At 43.7% G+C, this 12,680-nt stretch carries 14 protein-coding genes; 12 read left to right on the top strand and 2 right to left on the bottom strand.

Annotated features, from left to right (window positions below):
- Nucleotides 1-110 precede the first annotated feature (110 nt).
- Entirely contained in the window at nucleotides 111-1,295 is a 1,185-nt protein-coding gene (locus tag ADH92_RS05540; RefSeq protein WP_049497717.1) for a DUF2974 domain-containing protein, read from the bottom strand.
- Nucleotides 1,296-1,464: 169 nt separating this feature from the next.
- Here ADH92_RS05540 and ADH92_RS05535 point away from each other — a divergent pair, with 169 nt between their 5' ends.
- The 5 genes from ADH92_RS05535 to ADH92_RS05520 all read left to right on the top strand — a co-directional run bounded on the left by ADH92_RS05535 (nucleotide 1,465) and on the right by ADH92_RS05520 (nucleotide 6,112).
- Nucleotides 1,465-2,142: a response regulator transcription factor gene (locus tag ADH92_RS05535; RefSeq protein ID WP_003006080.1), complete on the top strand. Its 678-nt coding sequence runs from the start codon at nucleotides 1,465-1,467 to the stop codon at nucleotides 2,140-2,142.
- Nucleotides 2,135-3,109 carry a sensor histidine kinase gene (locus ADH92_RS05530; RefSeq protein WP_049497713.1) on the top strand — a complete coding sequence of 325 codons (975 nt, stop codon included), beginning with the start codon at nucleotides 2,135-2,137 and terminating at the stop codon, nucleotides 3,107-3,109. Before ADH92_RS05535 ends, ADH92_RS05530 begins: the two co-directional genes overlap by 8 nt.
- A 114-nt stretch (nucleotides 3,110-3,223) precedes the next feature.
- Entirely contained in the window at nucleotides 3,224-3,352 is a 129-nt protein-coding gene (locus tag ADH92_RS11505; protein WP_256263169.1) for a hypothetical protein, read from the top strand.
- A gap of 15 nt (nucleotides 3,353-3,367) precedes the next feature.
- Nucleotides 3,368-4,126: an ABC transporter ATP-binding protein gene (locus tag ADH92_RS05525; protein WP_049497710.1), complete on the top strand. Its 759-nt coding sequence runs from the start codon at nucleotides 3,368-3,370 to the stop codon at nucleotides 4,124-4,126.
- Nucleotides 4,127-6,112, top strand: a complete 1,986-nt coding sequence (locus ADH92_RS05520) for an ABC transporter permease (protein ID WP_049497707.1) — start codon at nucleotides 4,127-4,129, stop codon at nucleotides 6,110-6,112.
- Nucleotides 6,113-6,475: 363 nt separating this feature from the next.
- Here the strand turns inward: ADH92_RS05520 and ADH92_RS05515 are convergent, their stop codons facing one another.
- Entirely contained in the window at nucleotides 6,476-6,739 is a 264-nt protein-coding gene (locus ADH92_RS05515) for a SemiSWEET family transporter (RefSeq protein ID WP_003012241.1), read from the bottom strand.
- 278 nt (nucleotides 6,740-7,017) lie between these two features.
- Here ADH92_RS05515 and ADH92_RS05510 point away from each other — a divergent pair, with 278 nt between their 5' ends.
- The 7 genes from ADH92_RS05510 to ADH92_RS05480 all read left to right on the top strand — a co-directional run bounded on the left by ADH92_RS05510 (nucleotide 7,018) and on the right by ADH92_RS05480 (nucleotide 12,516).
- Nucleotides 7,018-7,275, top strand: coding sequence for a SemiSWEET family transporter (locus ADH92_RS05510; RefSeq protein ID WP_003006102.1), 258 nt, complete (start codon nucleotides 7,018-7,020; stop codon nucleotides 7,273-7,275).
- Between the two features lie 259 nt (nucleotides 7,276-7,534).
- Nucleotides 7,535-7,915, top strand: a complete 381-nt coding sequence (locus ADH92_RS05505) for a YbgA family protein (protein WP_049497704.1) — start codon at nucleotides 7,535-7,537, stop codon at nucleotides 7,913-7,915.
- Nucleotides 7,912-8,277 carry a TIGR02328 family protein gene (locus tag ADH92_RS05500; protein ID WP_049497702.1) on the top strand — a complete coding sequence of 122 codons (366 nt, stop codon included), beginning with the start codon at nucleotides 7,912-7,914 and terminating at the stop codon, nucleotides 8,275-8,277. Before ADH92_RS05505 ends, ADH92_RS05500 begins: the two co-directional genes overlap by 4 nt.
- 126 nt (nucleotides 8,278-8,403) lie before the next feature.
- Nucleotides 8,404-8,742 carry a nucleotide pyrophosphohydrolase gene (locus ADH92_RS05495; RefSeq protein ID WP_003006111.1) on the top strand — a complete coding sequence of 113 codons (339 nt, stop codon included), beginning with the start codon at nucleotides 8,404-8,406 and terminating at the stop codon, nucleotides 8,740-8,742.
- Complete coding sequence (locus ADH92_RS05490) at nucleotides 8,739-10,469, top strand: DUF2075 domain-containing protein (protein WP_049497699.1); 1,731 nt, start codon at nucleotides 8,739-8,741, stop codon at nucleotides 10,467-10,469. Before ADH92_RS05495 ends, ADH92_RS05490 begins: the two co-directional genes overlap by 4 nt.
- A gap of 82 nt (nucleotides 10,470-10,551) precedes the next feature.
- Nucleotides 10,552-11,439 carry an Rpn family recombination-promoting nuclease/putative transposase gene (locus tag ADH92_RS05485; RefSeq protein ID WP_049497697.1) on the top strand — a complete coding sequence of 296 codons (888 nt, stop codon included), beginning with the start codon at nucleotides 10,552-10,554 and terminating at the stop codon, nucleotides 11,437-11,439.
- A gap of 153 nt (nucleotides 11,440-11,592) precedes the next feature.
- A complete protein-coding gene (locus tag ADH92_RS05480; RefSeq protein WP_049497695.1) occupies nucleotides 11,593-12,516 on the top strand; it encodes an L-lactate dehydrogenase in 924 nt (307 codons plus the stop codon).
- Nucleotides 12,517-12,680 lie beyond the last annotated feature (164 nt).

Below are 12,680 nucleotides of genomic sequence, written 5' to 3'. Positions count from 1 at the left end.
GCGTCTTGCTCGACAATCCAAAAATAATTGAGAGGCTAGGACTTTTGTCCCAGCCTCTTTTTGCATTTTAGTGAATAGAAGAAGTGGTCTCTTTTTTCAGTTGTTGAGCCTCACTCCTTGTGCTCCAGGAGCAGTGGTGAGGGAAACTCGACTGCTTTTTTTCGCTTGAAAAATGCGGTCATTTGAACCAGGATGCGGGGGACAGTCTGCCATTTTTTCCAGGCTTGAAAGCGGGTATCGATGAGCTGCTTGGCTAAGCGTTCTAGCATTTCCCGCTCGGTTGGATCCAAATCCTGGGCATTTTGGAGGATTTCCTTGGCCTTAGCTAGCTGTTTGAGATCCGTTAGGTCATTGATGGAAGTGATACCGGCATCCAGAAAAATGCCAAAAAAGGTGTCAAAAAACTTCTTGCGCTCCTCTGCCGATGTTTCGCGAACCCATTGCTTCAAGGTCAGATCGGTCTGCTGGCTATCTGGACTGGTTTCTGAAACGGTCACAAAGCTGTAGTCCTTGATTTCCCAAGTGAAGGCGTCGTGCTGGGCAAAGCCACCAAAGGCGCGACTCTTGACAATGGTCGTCGGTTCTGGCACTTCCAACATCATGCCAACGATGGATCCCTGAGGGACAAAGCGCCGAATGTTTGGAGACGTGCGCTGGTAGCCTTCGGTTTCGATAATGGCCTTGTTGAGGCCAGGAGCATCGTAGCTGTAGATCGCGTCGACCCGTTCAAATAAGGAATCAGGTAGATACGAGCAGGCATAGGTTGCGAGATTTCCCCCTTTGGAGTGACCGGCTACTAAGAAATGTCCTTTTGGAAATTCCTTCATGACATGTTGCAGGTAGCTGGCTGCGCGCTTCTGAGCTGGAACATGGTTCATATAGGTCATGTGGAAGTCTTCCTTCCAGCCGATCAAGGTATCATCCGTCCCTCTGAAAACGACCAAATACGTATCCAGACTAAGCCGATAGGTCATGGCCGCAAACTGTTTTTGCACATCGGGATCGTACTCATCGACATAGTTGAGGAGTTTGATGTTCTTAAAGCGCTTTGAAGTAGCCAACTCATCGACTAATTGGAGGTGCTGGTTACTCACGATAAAATCGGTAGTCCGATCGATCAGTTCCATCGCATCAGACAGGCGCACTGGGATTCCTGTTGTATCTCCTTGAGGTACAATGTGTCCAAAGGGCAGATAGGTCAGCTCTGTCAAAGCGAGAACATCCAGTTCATTGAAGGGACGGTCATATATGGAATCATAAGTCACTTCTTTTAGGTAATCAAAAATCGTCGACATCTGTGCCTCCCGTGTCTTATTTCTTTCAGTATAGCACAAAAATGGATGGAGAAAAAGCGCCTCCCATCAAGAAAGGAGGAGCCAGTTCTTCTTTCCCTATGAAACAGCCTTTTTCTCTGCTGTTTAATCTGTTATAATAGGAAGAAGAAAAAAAGAAGGAAAGAAAGCCATGCATAAAATTCTCTTAGTGGAAGACGATGAAATTATCCGCCAACAGGTCAAACAATTATTGGAACAATGGGGCTATGAAGTGGTTGCAGTAGAAGATTTTATGGATGTCCTCGGGATCTTTGTCGAAAGTGACCCCCACTTGATCCTCATGGATATTGGCCTGCCTCTCTACAATGGCTACCACTGGTGCCAGGAGATTCGTAAGGTTTCAAAGGTTCCGATCATGTTTCTTTCTTCACGGGATCAAGCCATGGATATTGTCATGGCCATCAATATGGGTGGAGACGACTTTGTCACCAAGCCCTTTGACCAAAATGTCCTCCTTGCCAAGGTCCAAGGTCTCTTGCGCCGCTCCTACGAATTTGGGACAGATCAAAATCTGCTGGAGCACCGGGGAGCCATCCTCAATCTCAAGTCTACGGACTTGGTGTATGAAGGGGAAGTCATCAAGTTGACCAAGAATGAATTTCAGATCCTTCGCGTCCTGTTTGAGCATGCGGGCAGTATCGTGGCACGCGATGACATGATGAAGGAGCTCTGGAATAGCGACTTCTTTATTGATGACAATACCTTGTCTGTCAATGTGGCCCGCCTTCGCAAGAAACTAGAGGAGGCTGGCTTGTCAAACTTCATCGAAACCAAGAAAGGCATCGGTTACGGGTTGACCCATGAATAAATTTGGAACGATTTTCTGGCAGTATGTGGTATCCCGCAGGCGCCTACTCTATCTATTGGTCATCTTTTTGATCGTCGATTTGGTCTTTGCCTATCTCTTTCCAGAGACGGGGACGGTTTTCCTCTATGCGACCCTAGTGCTAGGCTTTTTTGCCTTCTGTGTCTTGATCTGGGATTTCGCCATGACCTTTCAAGACTATCGTAAAGCCGCACTTTATGAGGAAATAGAGGTTGCCTCACCTCTGGAACATCTCCTTTATGAAAAATACACGGAAGAACAGCAGGCGCGCCTGGAGGAAGGGAAGACCGCCCAGGCCAAGTTCAATGACCTGATGGATTACTATACCCTCTGGGTTCACCAGATTAAGACGCCCATTGCGGCCAGCCAGCTCTTGGTGCAAGATGTCGAGACACCCATTGTCAAGCAGCAGATGGAGCAGGAGCTCTTTAAGATTGATTCCTATGCCAATCTGGTTTTGCAGTACCTGCGACTGGAGAGTTTTCATGATGATCTGGTCTTAAAGCGCGTGTCGGTAGAAGATTTGGTCAAAGAAGTAGTCCGCAAGTATGCCCTCTTTTTTATCCAAAAGAACTTGACCGTGGATCTGCATGATTTGGAGCAGGAGGTCATCACCGATCGCAAGTGGCTCCTAGTCATCATCGAGCAGCTTTTGTCCAATAGCCTCAAGTACACCAGCACCGGTGGAATTGAAATCTATTTTAAAGACCAGACTCTCTATATAAAAGATAGCGGGATTGGGATCAAAAATAGCGATGTCCTTCGCGTCTTTGAGCGGGGCTTCTCCGGCTACAATGGCCACCTGACCCAGCAATCTTCAGGGCTGGGGCTCTATCTATCTAAGAAAATCGCAGAGCAATTGGGCCACAGGATCACTCTCCATTCAGAGGTCGGCCAAGGCACGACCGTTGCCATTCGCTTTGAAGAGAAGAAGTTGGTCATGGATTAAGATTCCCCATCTTACAAAAATGTAAGAAATAAAGGTCAAAATGAAAGGTTAGGTTATGGTAGCCGCCTTTTATTTTTTATACAATAGTCTCATCAAATGAAGGAGGTCAAGAAAATGAAACTCTTGAAATGGATGAAACAACCCAAAAAGATTAAGAAACCAAATAACCAAACCGATCTGGAAAAGACGGAATTTGGTCTCCAAGTCCTGCAACAAACCCAAGAATTTTTCTTGATCTACTAGTAAAAGGAGAAAAGTATGTCATTACTAGATGTTCAACATATCAAAAAGATCTACAAAACCCGCTTTCAAGGAACGCAGGTTGAAGCCTTAAAGGATATCCATTTTACCGTGGAAAAAGGTGAGTACGTGGCTATCATGGGGGAATCAGGATCCGGGAAATCAACCCTCCTCAATATCCTGGCCATGCTGGACCAGCCGACCGAAGGACGTGTCTACCTCAACGGTACCGATACTTCAACTATCAAGAACAAGGATGCCTCGAGCTTTCGTCGGGAAAAACTAGGCTTTGTCTTTCAAGACTTCAACCTGCTGGATACCTTGTCCGTCAAGGACAATATCCTTCTCCCTCTCGTCCTCTCACGCAGATCCGTTAAGGAAATGATGAGTAAGGTGGATAGCGTGAGTTGGGAGTTGGGCATTCACCAGCTCTTAGAAAAATATCCTTACGAAATCTCTGGTGGGCAAAAGCAACGGGTGGCTGTAGCACGGGCCATCATCACCTCACCTGAAATTCTCCTTGCTGATGAGCCAACAGGGGCGCTGGATTCCAAATCTTCGGCTGCTTTGCTCGATGTCTTTGAAGATATCAATAGCATGGGACAAACCATCCTCATGGTGACCCACTCAACCGCCGCAGCAGCGAGGGCCAAGCGCGTGCTCTTTATCAAGGATGGGATCCTTTACAACCAGATCTTCCGCGGGGAAAAAACAGAGCGTCAGATGTTCCAAGAAATCTCGGATACCTTGACGGTCATGGCAAGTGAGGTGGAGTAGATGTTACGATTAACCACTAAATTAGCTTGCTCCAATCTGATCAAGAACCGCAAGCTCTATTATCCTTTTGCGATTGCGGTCATTCTCGCAGTGACCATCGCCTACCTCTTTGACTCCCTGACCTTTAATCCCCACATTCACGAGCTTCGAGGAGGATCTTCTATAGTGTTCACTCTCAGCTTGGGATTCTTCGTGGTCAATGCTGCGGGTGCTATCATTGTGCTCTATGCCAATAGCTTTGTCATGAAAAACCGCTCCAAAGAGCTGGGAATCTACAGCATGCTTGGTCTTGAGAAACAGCATCTCATCAGCATGATCTTCAAGGAACTATTGATTTTTGGCTTTGTAACTGTCTCAGCCGGTGTCTTGATCGGAGCCCTCTTTGATAAGCTGATCTTTGCCTTCCTCTTGAAACTCATGAAAATGAAGGTCCAGCTGGTATCTACCTTCCAACCTGGGATTGTCGTCCTGGTCTTTGTCACCTTTGGTCTCATCTTTGGCCTTTTGGTTCTTCTCAATGCTTGGCGCATTCTCCGTTTGAATGCCCTGCAACTAACTCGTGAGAAAGCAAGTGGCGAAAAGAAAGCCCGCTTTTTGTGGCCCCAAACCATCCTGGGCCTAGCCTCTCTCGGTCTTGGCTACTACCTAGCTGTGTCTGTCAAAGACCCCATTATTGCGCTTGTGACCTTCTTTCTAGCCGTTATCTTGGTCATGATCGGGACCTACCTGCTCTTTAATGCGGGGATCACCGTCTTCTTGCACCTGCTTAAGAAAAAGAAGAACTATTATTACCAACCCAACAATATGATCTCGGTCTCTAACCTCATCTATCGCATGAAGAAGAATGCAGTGGGCCTTGCGACTATTGCCATCCTCTCGACCATGGTATTGGTGACGATCTCTGCTGCCACCAACATCTATGTCGGTAGCGAAATGGTCAAGAAAATCATGGCTCCTCATGATTTCTCAGTCCAAGGAAAAGGGGTAGACCTGGAGCAGATTAATCAGAAATTTGATGAATTTGCGTCTGAGCATCATCTTGAGATCAAAAATCGCGATCTGATGACCTATGCCAACTTTGGGGTCAAATCACAAAAGGGCACGGATTTCACCGTCTATCCAGCTGATGAACGCAGCGTCACTCCTAAAACCGTCTTTATGGTCTTTGATGCAGCTAGTTATGAACAAATGACAGGAGAACACGTTGATCTGACCGGCAACCAAGTCATCCTCTTTGCTCATAACAAGGCTCTGATAGGGCAAAAGCAGTTCACCATCAATGGGCAAGACTTCCAAGTCAAGGAAGAAGTGAGCCAGGATTTTATCACCGATCATGTTCCAAATCAGTTTAATATGCTGACGGAGGATTTCAATTACCTGGTCGTGCCAGACCTTTCAGCCTTTGTCGCTCAGTTTCCGGATTTTGCCATCAATACCAATATCTACGGTGGCTTCAATGTCAATGTTGACGAAGACCAGCAACTCAAGCTGGCAGCCAGCTATGACAAGATGATCGATGAATTGAGTAGCCAACAGGCCCAAGGAACATTTGTCTATGGGGGGAACCGTGCCAATGATGTGGCAGAGTTGAATAGCCTCTTTGGTGGCATCTTCTTTATCGGTATTTTCTTGTCATTGATCTTTATGGTCGGAACAGTCATCGTTATCTACTACAAGCAAATTTCAGAAGGCTATGAAGACCGTGACCGATTCGTCATCCTCCAAAAGGTAGGGCTTGATGAAGATGAGGTCAAACGGACCATCAACCGTCAAGTGCGGACTGTCTTCTTCCTCCCCCTCATCTTTGCCTTTGTCCACCTGGCCTTTGCCTACCATATGATCCGCCTCATTCTCAAAGTGCTCGGTGTCATCAATAGTGGCCAAGTCCTCATCGTGACCCTCAGTGTCTGTGCCGTCTTTCTCATCACCTACCTAATCGTCTTTTGGATCACCTCTCGGAGCTATCGTAAGATTGTGCAGATTTAGGAAAAGAAACTCAAATTAAATTAGAAACTTTCCTTAGGTGAGTACGGACGTCAGCGAACTTCGAAGAAGTTCCATGACTAATTATTGAGCCTAAGGTCTCAATAATTCCGAGTGCCTGAAACATAATTATTTCAGGCACTTTTCTCACAGCGGAAAGTTTCAATGTACTCTAATAATAATCAGATATTATTTGGATATTTTTGCACAATAATCCAGCATAGGTTATTCAAAGAAAAGAATTGTCAATTTTTTTAGCTTGCTCATAGCGGGCTTTTTTGCGAAAATCGACAGCGATTGTTTTTGCTTTTCAAAGGGATATAAAAAAGACTGAACCAGTCGAGTTCAGTCTTTGTTCGCTTTCTATTAAAGTGATGTAAGGAAAGTCAATCCTCCTAGGATGACACCTGCCGAATTCGGAATGATCAAAATCCAGTCTTTTTTAGGTTCCTTTGTCCAACCATAAATGACCCAGATCAAGCAAGAAATAGCAGCTGACAAGGGTTGGAAAGGTTGGGCCTTGTTTCCCTGTAAATTAGCAATAATTTGTGGGATGTAGGCAATGAAAACGATAATCCCAATAAAGGCACCGATCGAGCCAACGATTTGGTTGATTTTTTGTTTATTCATAAAATTTTACCTCTGTGTATCAAGATAGCATAAGTAGGAAGATAATGCAATTAATTTGCATGCTATTCAAGATGAAAATGATTATATTTGCAAAAAAAATAGACAAAGTGTCTAAAATAATTACTAGAGAGAAGACTCTCTCGAAGAGAAATCCATCTTCCCGCAAAATCACAAGATTGTGACACTTTACAGTTCGGTAACATTTGAAAAAAGACTTGCATTTGAACAGGGCAAGCGTTAGAATAGTGCGTACTCAAAAAATGAAAGGTATTTTGAAAATGAATGAAAAACAAATGAAAATTCTTGGTTGGGTTGCGACCTTTATGTCTGTGATGATGTACGTGTCTTACTTCCCACAAATCATGGATAACCTCGCTGGTCACAAAGGAAACTTTGTCCAACCTTTAGTTGCCGCTATCAACTGTAGCCTTTGGGTCTATTACGGACTCTTTAAAAAAGAACGCGATATCCCACTTGCTGCAGCCAATGCACCAGGGATCATCTTTGGGTTGATCACAGCCATCACAGCCTTGTAATCCATGAAAGAGAGAGTGGGACAGAAATTGGTAATTCGTTAGAATTCGATTTCGTCGTCCCACCTCCGCACAGTTGAGTAGGGCTGTAAAAGCTGATGAAATCAGCGTAGTAGAGCCCACTCAACCACTGCGTCTTACTCGACAATCTAAAGACAATTGAGAGGCCAGGACTTTTGTCCCAGCCTCTTTTTTATAACTTCACTCATTTCCATGGTATAATGGGAGGACTATTGATAGAGAAGATCAAAAGGAGACACGAGTGGATCAAAAACATCACTGCCAAGTCCTATGGGCGAAAAATAAATACCTAGTGTTGAGTCATTCCAGCAACATTTACAAGGAGATCCGGGAATACCTAAAGCAAGACCAGGTGGAGGTCAGCCATGTCGAGGACCTGATCCAGCAAGCACTAGCCTTGCCGGAAAATCGTGGCCAGGTCTCCAATGCCTTCCAGCATATCTGGGGCTATTTCAAAAAGCAGGCGACTCCTGAGGAAAAGGCCGACTTCATGTTGCTACTTGAGAAGTACCAGCATGGGCAAGCTAGCCAAGAGGATCTCATCAAGGGGATCCAAACGCTCCTAGAGCGCTACCCCAATCGCTACTTGCAAGACTCGACGCTACTAGGAGGTTATAGATGAGACTGTGGCACCAAGATTTGATCAGCAAACTCCCTCGTCCCCAGCTTCTCGGCCAACACCGGGAATGCTGCGCCCTTCGAGGCAATGGCTGGGGCAAGAAGCATGCGACGGTCAACTATGTCTTTGACTACTCGCCCTATCGCCTCTATGCCTATCACCGCCTGATCATGGAGGAGATGACCGCTCGTGGCTACAAGGTCAGCCCAGAGTGGTGGGAACCGACCTACCGAGGCAAGACCTGCCCAGCCTACCCAGAGCTGGAAGAAGAAGGCTTGAGCACCCCTATCTATCCAGAGCATCAGGACACTTACCTCCAAGAATGCCTGGATAACCTAGCAGAAAAAGGGATTCAATTAGACTAAGAAAAAACGGACCAGACCAGGTTCGTTTTTTTGCGCCAAATCCCAACAAAATGCTTTGAAAGCGTTAATTTCTTTCCCAAACATGCTATAATAATAGGAGATTATGTACAGGAAAAGGATAGACGGATGAAAGAATTAATCGACTTAATTAATCAATTTAGAGATGAACGTGACTGGAGAAAGTTTCATAATGAAAAAGATTTAGCCATTTCGATTTCACTAGAAGCGAGCGAATTGTTGGAACTATTTCAGTGGAAACAATCAGAGGAAGTAGTTGAAAAGTCATTAAAAGAAATCAAAGAAGAACTTGCGGATGTTTTTATGTATTCTTTCATGTTAGCAGATAATTTGAATCTGGATGTAGAAGAAATTATAAAAGAGAAAATTGATATAAATGCAAAAAAATATCCTGTAGAATTAAGCAAGGGAAATAATAAAAAATATACGGACTTGGAGAAAAAATGAGCAATATTCAATCACCCGTAGTTATAGAAATCGATTATTCAAATCGAACATTTGATCAATTAAAAGAAACGATTGCTCCGAAACATTCTAAGCTTATCTTTGATTATCCAACTGTATACATCGTAAACGATGAGAATAAAAACAAGTATAGTGTTTATGTCGGAGAAACAACAGATATCATTCGTAGAACAAATCAGCACCTATCAGATGATATAAAGAAAGACCGAGAAGATTGGCGACAATTTGAACAATCTAAAACCTCTAAAATGTTTGTTATTGGACACAACCATTTCAATAAATCTTTGACCTTGGATATTGAGAATAGGTTAATGCTTTACTTATCAAGTGTTGACCAAGTTGAAAGGGTTCAGAATAGAAGAGGAAATCCTCAAAACCAATATTATACTTCCGAAGAGTTAGACGAGATTTTCTCAAAGATATGGAGAACCCTAAATCGGAAAAACCATTATTTATTCCCAGCAGAAAGTTTTATTCGAAATTCAGCGATATTTAAATCCTCTCCATTTCATAAGTTAACAGATGAACAAGTGAAGGCCAAAAATGAAATATTGCTCAAAATTACATCTGTCATTAGTAAAAATGAAACAGGAGTTCTAATTTTAGTAAAGGGTGATGCTGGTGCAGGGAAAACGGTTTTGATGAGTTCCCTCATCGATGATTTGTTGAATTCTGAAGATACTCAAATGATTCGTGAGAACAATGATATCAATTTGGTTGTGAATCATGATGATCAACTCAGTGTTTACCAAGAAATTGAGAAAAAATTGGAATGGAAGAGTGGATCAAATATTAATGTTGTGATGAAACCAACTCAATTTTTAAATGCTCTGAAAAAAGAAAAAACTGATGCTGGAATTGTAGTGGTTGATGAAGGTCATTTATTATTGACTGCAAAAAATCAAGCTTATCTAGGTGGGAATCATCTAAATGATTTACTTTCTAAATCAAAAGTAGTAGTACTTGTTTATGATGAAAATCAGATCATGAACAAATCCCAAATATGGACAGATGATGCTTTCTTGAAATTGGAACATGAAGCCAATTTAAAAGGAAATCTCATTACGCTACATAACCAAATGCGTATCCATGCAACTAAAGAAACAGTTGAGTGGATAAGGAACCTGATTGATGTTGGAGTTGTAAATGAGGTTCCAATTGATAATGATTATGATATTAGAGTTTTTGATTCTCCTGAAGAACTTCAAAGTGCAATCAAGGAAAAAAATGATAATCAGAGTTTAGGGATTTCACGCTTAACAGCAACCTATGATTGGGAATATAGTAGTCAATCAAAACCGAAGGATTCTGACTATTGGTGTGTCCGTATCGGAGACTGGTCTTGTCCGTGGAACAGACAACTTGCAAAAGAAAAAGAATCTAAACATTTATCCTGGATAGAGCAGTCTCAAACGATTCATGAAATTGGCTCAACGTTTACCGTTCAGGGATTTGATCTAAATTATGTGGGAGTTATCATTGGCCCATCTGTCAAATATAGAGACGGGAAAATTATTTTTGATATAAGTGAAAGCAAAAATAAAAGTGCTGTTCAAAACAGAAAACTTGAATCAGGTGAAATGATTAATTACGGAGAAACATTATTGCGAAATGAGTTAAATGTTCTGCTCACCCGTGGAGTTAACGGGCTATATGTCTATGCGGTTGATGAAGAACTTCAACAAGCATTAAAAAAGGCGACAAGATAAGATGCTTCCTATTTCCCAAATTTTTTTCGAATGATAGAAGTAGAGTGACTTTCCCTCTATTTTTTATCGGAAAGGAGCAGGGATGCAGAAAAGACACGCGCATGTATCGCCGACCTTGGATATCATGGCCAAGAAGATTTTTAGTTTGCCGGAGGTGACGGCAGCATTTATTAGGGACATTTTGGAGCTGGATGTAGCGGACGCTCAGATTGTGGAAGGAAGCCAGCCCCACAGCATGGCCTATGAGGAGGATGATTTGTTCTCCACTGCGGTGGATGTGAGAGCCAAGCTCCACGACGGGACCGAGGTGATCATCGAGATCCAGATTCGCAAGCAGCAGTATTTCTTGAATCGGTTCCACTACTATTTGGCCAATCAGCTGGTGGAGAATGTGCAAAAACTGCGCCAGCAAGGCCAAACGCATAAGATGTACGAGCAGATGGAGCCAGTCTATGGGATTGCAATTTTGGAGAAGTCGCTCTTACTGGACGAAGAGGCCGCCATCAATAAATACTGGCTGACCAATAGCCGGTCCGGCAAGCAACTTAAGGCCTATTATAAGAATGGCAAGCACCAAAATCTTCTGCAGGTTGCCTTTTTAGAGCTAGACAAGTATAATAAAGATGAGAACCTGACAGATGCAGGCAGACAGTGGCTAGAGTTTTTTGGGAATCTTCCCTTTACAAAAGCTCCCAGTCAGGCTGTCGCCCACGCAGATTCATTACTGGATTCATCTAGCTGGACCAAGGAGGAGAAGACCATGATAGACGAGCGGATTCGTATTCAAGAAAATTATGATATGACCCTGGAGACGGCTATAGACGAAGCGCGTGAAGAAGGTCTGGAACAAGGTTTGGAACAAGGCCGTAAACAGTTGGTATGCGAGATGATCTCGCGAGGAATGACGCCTGATCTGATATCGGAGATGACGGGTTTGTCGCTTGAAGAGATTGAAACTCTTCTTTCCTGAGCCGTTAAAAGAGGCACTGCCTCTTTTCTTTTTGAAAAAAACTTGAAAATTTTCCCATTTTTTCAATCCGCCTTTCTAGAATTGTGGTAGAATAGAGTCAACAAAGAGCTATCCTCACCAACAGTGTGATCGATACTAGAAAAGAGGATTCTGATGACAAGAAAAATTGGTATTATTGGTTTGGGGCATGTGGGTGCCACCTTGGCCCACAGCATGATTTTGAAACACACCTGTGATCACTTGGTCTTGATTGATACCAATGAGAAAAAGGTCAAGGCAGATGCCTTGGATTTCTGTGATACGGTTGCCAATACAGGGTATCCGGTTCATATCACGGTCAATGACTACGCGGCTTTAAAAGACGCGGATGTCGTAGTGTCGACTCTTGGAAATATTGAGTTGCAGGCTAATAACACTGATGACCGTTTTGCGGAGCTTCCCTATACCAGCAAGCAAGTGGTGCAAGTAGCGCGTGATTTGAAGGCTTCTGGCTTTAGCGGGGTCTTATTGGTAGTGACCAATCCAGTTGATGCCGTCACTCAACTTTATCAACAATATACCGGCCTTCCAAAAGAGCAGGTGATTGGGACAGGGACGTTACTGGATACAGCTCGAATGAAGCGCGCAGTTGCGGATCGTTTGCAGGTCTCCCCTGCCAGTGTATCAGGTTACAACCTCGGTGAGCATGGAAATTCTCAATTTGTCGCTTGGAGTCAGGTCCGTGTCAAAGGACACGCCATTACCGATCTCTTCTCTCAAGAAGAGCTTGACACCATCAACTACGAGTCCTTGCGCGGTGGCCACACGGTCTTCTTTGGTAAATTCTATACCAACTTTGGGATTGCAGCAGCAGCCCAACGCTTAGCAGAAGCTGTGATCAATGATAGTCACGAGGAGATGCCAGTGTCTAACTATCGTCCAGAATATGGAACCTACCTTGGCTATCCAGCAATTGTAGGTCGAAAAGGAATTCTTGAACGATTGGACTTGCATTTGACAGAAGAAGAAAAAGAAAAATTACTCCATTCAGCCGAAACCATTAAGGAAAATACACGAAAAGGATTGGAGCATGCATAAAAGCAAGAGGTTGGGACAAAAGTCCTAGCCTCTCAATTATTTTTGGATTGTCGAGCAAGACGCAGTGGTTGAGTGGGCTCTACTACGCTGATTTCATCAGTTTTTACAGCCCTACTCAACTGTGCGGAGGTGGGACGACGAAATCAAATTCTAACGAATTACCG

The organism is Streptococcus parasanguinis (assembly GCF_001073155.1).
Classification (GTDB): domain Bacteria; phylum Bacillota; class Bacilli; order Lactobacillales; family Streptococcaceae; genus Streptococcus; species Streptococcus parasanguinis_D.
Note: the sequence above shows the minus strand (reverse complement) of the source record. Positions and strands in the feature narration are given on the sequence as shown.

Excerpts from the sequence above, each read along its gene's own strand:
- ADH92_RS05540 (WP_049497717.1), bottom strand. The coding sequence starts at position 1,295 with ATGTCGACGATTTTTGATTACCTAAAAGAAGTGACTTATGATTCCATA.
- ADH92_RS05535 (WP_003006080.1), top strand. The coding sequence starts at position 1,465 with ATGCATAAAATTCTCTTAGTGGAAGACGATGAAATTATCCGCCAACAG.
- ADH92_RS05530 (WP_049497713.1), top strand. The coding sequence starts at position 2,135 with ATGAATAAATTTGGAACGATTTTCTGGCAGTATGTGGTATCCCGCAGG.
- ADH92_RS11505 (WP_256263169.1), top strand. The coding sequence starts at position 3,224 with ATGAAACTCTTGAAATGGATGAAACAACCCAAAAAGATTAAGAAACCA.
- ADH92_RS05525 (WP_049497710.1), top strand. The coding sequence starts at position 3,368 with ATGTCATTACTAGATGTTCAACATATCAAAAAGATCTACAAAACCCGC.
- ADH92_RS05520 (WP_049497707.1), top strand. The coding sequence starts at position 4,127 with ATGTTACGATTAACCACTAAATTAGCTTGCTCCAATCTGATCAAGAAC.
- ADH92_RS05515 (WP_003012241.1), bottom strand. The coding sequence starts at position 6,739 with ATGAATAAACAAAAAATCAACCAAATCGTTGGCTCGATCGGTGCCTTT.
- ADH92_RS05510 (WP_003006102.1), top strand. The coding sequence starts at position 7,018 with ATGAATGAAAAACAAATGAAAATTCTTGGTTGGGTTGCGACCTTTATG.
- ADH92_RS05500 (WP_049497702.1), top strand. The coding sequence starts at position 7,912 with ATGAGACTGTGGCACCAAGATTTGATCAGCAAACTCCCTCGTCCCCAG.
- ADH92_RS05495 (WP_003006111.1), top strand. The coding sequence starts at position 8,404 with ATGAAAGAATTAATCGACTTAATTAATCAATTTAGAGATGAACGTGAC.
- ADH92_RS05490 (WP_049497699.1), top strand. The coding sequence starts at position 8,739 with ATGAGCAATATTCAATCACCCGTAGTTATAGAAATCGATTATTCAAAT.
- ADH92_RS05485 (WP_049497697.1), top strand. The coding sequence starts at position 10,552 with ATGCAGAAAAGACACGCGCATGTATCGCCGACCTTGGATATCATGGCC.
- ADH92_RS05480 (WP_049497695.1), top strand. The coding sequence starts at position 11,593 with ATGACAAGAAAAATTGGTATTATTGGTTTGGGGCATGTGGGTGCCACC.